Raw genomic sequence first — 7031 nt, 5'->3', positions numbered from 1 at the left:
ATAAAGAACGGGGACTAATACAGGCGATAGGCCATAAACCTAGAACGACACAAAGTTCACCCCGTTCTTTTTCAATTATGGTTATTAACAAAGTTAAACTTATCAACAAAGAAAAAAGAAGCAAAAAAAGAAATCTCATCATCATAACTATTATTCTTTTTTGTATTCCTTTTATTTACTAAATATAACTTTATAAATCTAAAGGAATGACGTAGTTGGGCAGGTATGACCATTATAAAAAACAATAAATACCTACATATGAAAAGAGTAGTAATCACAGGGTTGGGAGCATTAACTCCAATAGGAAATTCAGTAGATGAATTATGGCAAAGTGCCATCAATGGTAAAAGTGGCGTGTCTAGAATCACCAAATTCGACCCCACATTGTTTAAAACTACTTTTGCTGCTGAGCTTAAGGATTTTACCCCAGAAAAATATCTTGTGCGGAATGAGATAAAACGAAGTGATCGCTTTACCCAATATGCTCTTTATTCAGCAACTGAAGCTATCAATAATAGTGGTTTAGAACTAGAATCCCTATCTCCTTTTGATATAGGTGTTATTTGGGCATCTGGTCAGGGTGGAATGCAAACATTTGAAAATGAGGTGATTAGTTTTGCTCAAGAGGGAAATCATCCACGCTTTAATCCATTTTTTGTTCCAAAGATGCTTGTGAATATGGCATCGGGAATGATCGCAATGAAATTTGGATTGATGGGGATTAACTATACAGCGGTATCCGCTTGTGCCTCATCTAACTCGGCGATTATGGATGCTTTTAATTATATACGTTTAAACAAAGCTAAAGTAATGATTACAGGAGGTTCAGAAGCACCCATTACCGAGGCTTCTATAGGAGGTTTTAATGCAATGAAAGCTTTATCGACCCGAAATAGCGACCCGCAACAAGCATCTAGACCTTTTGATGTAAATAGGGACGGATTTGTAATGGGAGAAGGAGCGGGCGCATTGGTCCTTGAAGAGTATGAACATGCTAAAAAACGAGGCGCAAAAATTTATGCTGAAGTGGTAGGGGCTGCTATGACCGACGATGCTTACCATATCTCTACAACACATCCGGAAGGTATAGGGGCAATTAAGGCAATGGAATTGGCGATGGAAGAAGCAAATTTAAATCCAGATGAGGTGAACTATTTAAACGCACATGCTACCTCTACTTCCGTAGGAGATTTAAGTGAGATGAAAGCTGTTGAGAAAGCATTTAATAACAATTTTAATAATCTTAAAATTAGTGCAACCAAGTCAATGACAGGTCATTTAATAGGTGCAGCTGGGGCTATTGAAGCAATTTTATCTATTAAAGCAATAGAAAATAATATAGTTCCTCCTACCATCAATACGGAAGAAATTGATTCGAAAATTAACAAAACAATGCCTATAGTTATTAAAGATGCAGTTGAGAGTCCAGTTAAGGTTGCCATGAGCAATACCTTCGGTTTTGGCGGACATAATGCAACGGTAATCTTTAAGGGTATTTAATTTTTTTTCCGAGTCATGTTATTTTATTAAAACAAATCTATTAACAAAGGATAGTACAGACTAATTTAAATCAACTTACATGAAAATTAATTTATTCGTAATTATTCTAAGTTTTTTCTTGCTGTCCTGCGGAAATAAAGAGAAAACAAAATTGCAAAAAGAGGTCTCAACAGACTTTCAAAATATGGGACATCAATTGGTGTATAACATGACTCAGAAAGTTGGTGATTACCGTAAACTTCTAGATAAGAAGGACGTTATATATACGTATACCTACCAAACTCCGGATGGTAAAATAGATGTTGTAACAGAAAAGTACCTTTTTAATGGAGAGCTTTCTTATGGTGCTTATAATACACATGAAAGAACCTTTCCCCATCTCGATGGATTAATAGAACAGGGTTTTGATGGCAGTGAATTCTGGCTAAAACACAATGGAAATATCCTAAAGGATGAAAAACTTTTAAAAGGTGTTGCCTTTAATAGACCTACTAACTTCTATTGGTTTACCATGATGCAAAAACTTATGGATAAGGGGCTAATATACGAGTATTTAGGGGGTGAAAAGATTAATGATGTTGAATACGACATTGTAAAAGTGACTTTTGATATAGCCGGGAAGAAAACTTCCGATACATATCAGCTTTACATAAACAAGGAGACCGATCTAGTAGATCAATTTCTTTTTACAGTAACCGATTTTGATGTGATAGAAAATCCGTATTTGATGAAATTGGAATACGAGAATATTGATGGATTATTATTGCCTACGAAACGAAAATATAAAACATCTACCTGGAATGCGGAGGTGACCGATGAACCATGGATAAGGGTTACCTGGTCTAATATTAAATTTGGAAATGACTTAACAAAGGAAGATTTTAGAAAGTAAGATATTTTGTTTCCACTATTTGTAAAGTGGGAGTGTATATAAAAAAGGGTTGGATTTTAATTCCAGTCCTTTTTTATAAAACGAATCAATACTCAATTTCTAATTCCTCATACTGTACTTCGTCTATGATATCTGGTCTGTTGGAATCTACCTTGGGGCTGTAGAGGTCTTTACTGATAGGGTAGGCATGTAGGGCTGCATCATCCATATCATTCTTAATCACACTAAGAATATTATTCTGGGTAAGCTCGGGATTTAACCAAACCTGCACATCTTCGTCGTTTAAGATAACCGGTCTCCTATTCTTGGTATTATGTATTTTTTTAAAAAGAGGCGTAGCTTCCTTGGTGAGGATGGTAAAGGTGTTAAATCCGTCCTTGGTAGTAGTATAAAGTCCGGCAAGACTTAGTAAGGCCTTGTTTTTTCGTTCGAAGTAAAAAGGAATTTTAAAGTTTTTAGGAGCAGTATGGGGTTCAAAGAACCCATCTACAGGAACAATACAACGTTTTGTAAAGGCACTGTTCTTATAAATAAAATGATCAAAAAGTTTTTCGGACCGCGCATTTAATCCCGCACCAAACCTTGCGGCCTCCTTATAGTAATTTTTATAATTGGCACCGATTTCCTTAGCGGGCATAATGCCCCACATTGAAGGGGTAATATGCTTACTGCTTTCTTGGGGAATAATCCACATTAGAGGATGCGCCCAACCGTTCGCATAGTGATATACCAAGTCGTCCTTAATAGGTGTTTTACCTAATAACTTGGATACATTATACGATTTTTGCAGGTTTTTTGAAGAGGTGGTTACCCTAGTACCAAAACACATAAAACTAGTTTTTTTCTAAATTAGTAATTTAACTTTTAAGAGGATGTCCTTAATAGATAAAATTACTAATTTTGGATAAAATCCATAAAAAAGGAATATATCCAACATCAATGAAGAATATTGTATATCGAAATCATGATCGTTATGCCATAAAACGACTCCTTATGGAAATAGGAGCACACCAATTAACCAAGGAATGTGAGCAGATGCGCTTACCCTTTCCCAAAAGGTTGGGACTATTTTATATAGAGAGTACAGATGCCTGTGTATTTCTAGTATATAAATATTATGATGGGGAAAGGAAAGTTATGAAATTGGATAGGTATGAACTACCCGAAGCTGGATGGATAAGAGTAATCTTGGAATAAGAATAGCTATAAATAAAAGATGTTTTAAGGAAGCCTATAGTATTGTAAGTGCTGGTAAATAAAAAAAGGGCGCTCCCGAAATTACACGCCCTTTTTCTGTTTCTTTCGTCGTTTCCTGTAGAACAGCAAATTACGAGCTGCAAAACTATTCAACTAATAGGGACCTAGAAAAAAATTAACGCTTCCGATTAAACTTTTAACATTTTGTGTGCGATGACTGGTATAAAAAAAAGCACTAACCCCATAATCATAGGGTTAATGCTTTTTTCTCTAACATGAATTTACTTATTGCTCAGTGAAAACGATTAGTGCAGGAAACCAATAGTGTTCATAGTAGATATTTTTCTTCAACGCACCTGTAGTACCATCATAAAAATAAATGTTGTTTTTGGCTGCAGATTCCCCCCAACCATCCATTGTTGTAACCACCACCTGATTGGTGTATGGGTCAACATTTAGTCCAGCTCCAGATGTCATTCTACCCGAGGGTAAAGTGAGCAAGGGCGAATTTAGAGAGGTTATATCTCCTATCACGTATTTATATACCTTTAGGCCATTAAGGAAATAAAGTGCATTTTCTTGTTTTGAAGCCGATAGGGAACTAGCGGTCCAAGCCCAAGCGTTATGAGCAACACTTACACCAGTTGGCATTATTATACTTTCCATTTCTAAGGTGAGGGGATTTATTTTTAAAAGGGTGTTGCCATCAGCACTCCATACCATACCATCTTTACTAACTACCAATCCACCTTTACCCTTATCGAACGTTTTATCGATTGTCCAAGTATTGGTGTTAATAACATAAATTTTACCTTTAGCAACTGCAAACACGTACTGTCTGTACTGTAATAATTCTCCAACCTCACCGGTAATACCCTCAATTTTATCTCCTAGAGTAAGGGGATCTAAATTTAGCTTGTAAATGCCTTTGGAAGTACTTACTAATCCTAAGTCCTCAGAAACCCCACAAAAAGCCCTTCCGTCCCCAGCTAAAGAATTAAAACTAGAGATACGTGCTTTTTCTTTCATGGTTTTGGCATTTGCCACCACTAAGGCACCTTGTTTAGATACAATATACATTTGCTCATTGTAGATGGTTGCAAACTGGGTTGTATTTCCCAGACTATCTTGCGGATTGGTAGTAGAAAACAATCTCGTTTCCAATTCATTGGATCCATCTCTTAAAAAATTAATGCTCCCAGATTCCTTTCCAAACCAGCCTTCATTGATTATGAAAATTCCGTTAGAATAATCAAATGTCGCAGTTTGCTCCATGGGCACAGTGATTTGTGTGTTGTTACTAAAGGTAAACACCATAGTTCCGTCTAATACCACAATATCAGTAATGCTTGGGGCATCTAAACCATCATTTCCATCAGCAGCTTCTGCTTTAATTCCAGAATCTTGGCCGTTTATATGCCAAAACCCATCTATTATATTAATTTCTGGGCTTTTTCCATCTTCGCCATCCTGTCCATCTTTCCCAGATGCTTTTACTCCACTATCCTCACCGTCTACAAACCAATTACCATTATCTCCTACCGTAAAAACAGGGGTGTGACCATTGGTTAAGGCTATGTTGCTACCATCGGAAAAAATAATAGAATAACCATTAGCCGTATTTTCAACAGCATCTATTGTTAATTTGTTTTGAAGGGCATTAAGTAGCGTTTCGTAGTTTTTTAATAACGCTGCCTGCTGCTCTTGTTCTTTCTTTAAAGCTTGTTGTTCTTGAGACAGTTGATCATATTTACTGTTCAGGTCATTTATGTCGTCTTTGTTACAGCCCGTAAGTAGTATTAGTATTGCAAAAAAGAATAAGGATGCTAATTTTCTCATTTTTATTATAGTTTGATTTCTTTATGTTTTCCTCTGTGTTATTTACTCTAAGTTTAAATCCCTAAATCCTGATATTTCAGTGGAAACCTCACCTAACCAGCCTCCTTGATCGCGATTAGCGGTGTACACTTTTATAAAGTCGATCCCTTCTAAGGTTACGCTTTCACCATTGTTGTCCACTGCCCAACTGATATCTATTTGTCCTCTCTCATCGTTATTGCCCCAATTATCTGTATATCCATAATCATAAGCAGGATTAGCCCAATTAGTGCCTTGTCCGGAGAAATCGGTTACATTAGATTTTAGGAACGTACCTTTAAATGTAATACTGTCGCCTTTCCAAGTAGGATAATAGGTTTGTCTATGAAAACTGTTCTTGGAAACATATCCTGTTACTCCCTGGTTATCTATCCATCGGATATAATTGGGTTCGCTAGGGTTTTCCGGTTCGGTCTCTGGTTTATAATAAGTAATTTGGTAGTTGTGGATAGTAGTCTCTTTGAGGTGTTCCGAACCTTGAATCTCATACCATTCGTCATCTGGCTTTCCATTGCCATTAGCATCATAAGAAACCATCACAATACCTGGTTCTGCCCAAGTTGGCAAGGCATTTCCTAGTACTACAAAGTCGTTTCCTTCTTTATTTATAATAGTATGATCAAATCCCATAACCACATAACCTCCATAGCCACCTAGTGAAATCATTCTATTGTTTGTCAAAGCCGCTTCCGCTTTTTCTCTAATAGTTTCATCTGTATCTTCTACACTTGCCGCTGGCATTTTATTAGTGTACTGGCCGGGAGCTGGGAAATAATCGAATACTTGTGTGATTTTGTTCGCGTAGTTCTGCTCATTTACGGTAACGGTAAAGATTTCCGAATTTTCGCCCACCCCATTTTTGGCAGTAAATTTTAATTGGTAATCCCCTGCATCAGCAAAAACATAAAGCAAATCTGCAGCTTGCGAAACCTCATTGCCATTTACTGACCAGCTATATGTTGCTTCCTCAGCATTTACTATTTGAGGCTGAAGACGGAACCATTGCATTTTGTCTACAGCAAAACCCTCGCTAGGCTGAGGTAATTGTATTTGAGGAGCACTTGCATTTATGGTGATTGTGCGGCCATCGGCAAAGGTAAAAGTCATATTACCATTGGCCATTGTTATTGCCGTAATCTCTGAGGCATCCTTACCACTTTGTCCAGTAGCAGAGGTACCGGTATCCTCCCCATTAATAATCCAATTTCCATTTTCTCCAATACTAATTTCGGGAGCTTTTCCACTTTCTCCTGCTTCCCCTTGTGCCGGAGTACCCGTGTCTTCCCCATCAATATACCAGTTGCCGTTCTCCCCAATTTCAATAAAAGAAGACGTATTGCGAACATTTAGTTTAGAACCGTCACTCATATTGATGATATAGCCTTTATTATTTGTTTCGTAATCAACTATATAAAGTCGTTTATTTAGTACCTCCAATAGGTTCTCGTATTGTGCCATTCTGTCCTTAAGTGCAGAGATATCATTTCTAAGATCTTTGATGTCATCTTTGTAACATCCGCTTAATAGCAGTAGTGTAGCTACTGCAAATAGTAATTTTCGCATG

Annotated in this window: 6 protein-coding genes; 3 read left to right on the top strand and 3 right to left on the bottom strand. The window is 37.0% G+C overall.

The genetic code is table 11. The features are described 5' to 3' along the window. Positions 1–258: 258 nt before the first annotated feature. Positions 259–1500, top strand: a complete 1242-nt coding sequence (gene fabF / locus H344_RS0114700; RefSeq protein ID WP_026811002.1) for a beta-ketoacyl-ACP synthase II — start codon at positions 259–261, stop codon at positions 1498–1500. Positions 1501–1579: 79 nt separating this feature from the next. Next, positions 1580–2392, top strand: coding sequence for a DUF6503 family protein (locus H344_RS0114695; RefSeq protein WP_026811001.1), 813 nt, complete (start codon positions 1580–1582; stop codon positions 2390–2392). A gap of 85 nt (positions 2393–2477) precedes the next feature. Here H344_RS0114695 and H344_RS0114690 read toward each other — a convergent pair whose 3' ends face one another. After that, complete coding sequence (locus tag H344_RS0114690; protein WP_026811000.1) at positions 2478–3221, bottom strand: SOS response-associated peptidase; 744 nt, start codon at positions 3219–3221, stop codon at positions 2478–2480. A 110-nt stretch (positions 3222–3331) separates the two neighbouring features. Between H344_RS0114690 and H344_RS0114685 the strand changes: the two genes are divergently transcribed. Then, positions 3332–3589, top strand: a complete 258-nt coding sequence (locus H344_RS0114685) for a hypothetical protein (protein ID WP_026810999.1) — start codon at positions 3332–3334, stop codon at positions 3587–3589. Between the two features lie 285 nt (positions 3590–3874). Here H344_RS0114685 and H344_RS21175 read toward each other — a convergent pair whose 3' ends face one another. Both H344_RS21175 and H344_RS21170 read right to left on the bottom strand, forming a co-directional pair. Then, positions 3875–5428 carry a DUF5074 domain-containing protein gene (locus H344_RS21175; RefSeq protein WP_051254346.1) on the bottom strand — a complete coding sequence of 518 codons (1554 nt, stop codon included), beginning with the start codon at positions 5426–5428 and terminating at the stop codon, positions 3875–3877. 42 nt (positions 5429–5470) lie between these two features. Next, positions 5471–7030, bottom strand: a complete 1560-nt coding sequence (locus tag H344_RS21170) for a PKD-like domain-containing protein (protein WP_051254345.1) — start codon at positions 7028–7030, stop codon at positions 5471–5473. Position 7031 lies beyond the last annotated feature (1 nt).

It is taken from the genome of Arenibacter latericius DSM 15913 (assembly GCF_000424985.1).
Lineage (GTDB): Bacteria > Bacteroidota > Bacteroidia > Flavobacteriales > Flavobacteriaceae > Arenibacter > Arenibacter latericius.
The sequence above is the reverse complement of the archived record's forward strand: the minus strand, read 5'-3'. Positions and strand labels throughout refer to the sequence as shown.

Excerpts from the sequence above, each read along its gene's own strand:
- fabF (WP_026811002.1), top strand. The coding sequence starts at position 259 with ATGAAAAGAGTAGTAATCACAGGGTTGGGAGCATTAACTCCAATAGGA.
- H344_RS0114695 (WP_026811001.1), top strand. The coding sequence starts at position 1,580 with ATGAAAATTAATTTATTCGTAATTATTCTAAGTTTTTTCTTGCTGTCC.
- H344_RS0114690 (WP_026811000.1), bottom strand. The coding sequence starts at position 3,221 with ATGTGTTTTGGTACTAGGGTAACCACCTCTTCAAAAAACCTGCAAAAA.
- H344_RS0114685 (WP_026810999.1), top strand. The coding sequence starts at position 3,332 with ATGAAGAATATTGTATATCGAAATCATGATCGTTATGCCATAAAACGA.
- H344_RS21175 (WP_051254346.1), bottom strand. The coding sequence starts at position 5,428 with ATGAGAAAATTAGCATCCTTATTCTTTTTTGCAATACTAATACTACTT.
- H344_RS21170 (WP_051254345.1), bottom strand. The coding sequence starts at position 7,030 with ATGCGAAAATTACTATTTGCAGTAGCTACACTACTGCTATTAAGCGGA.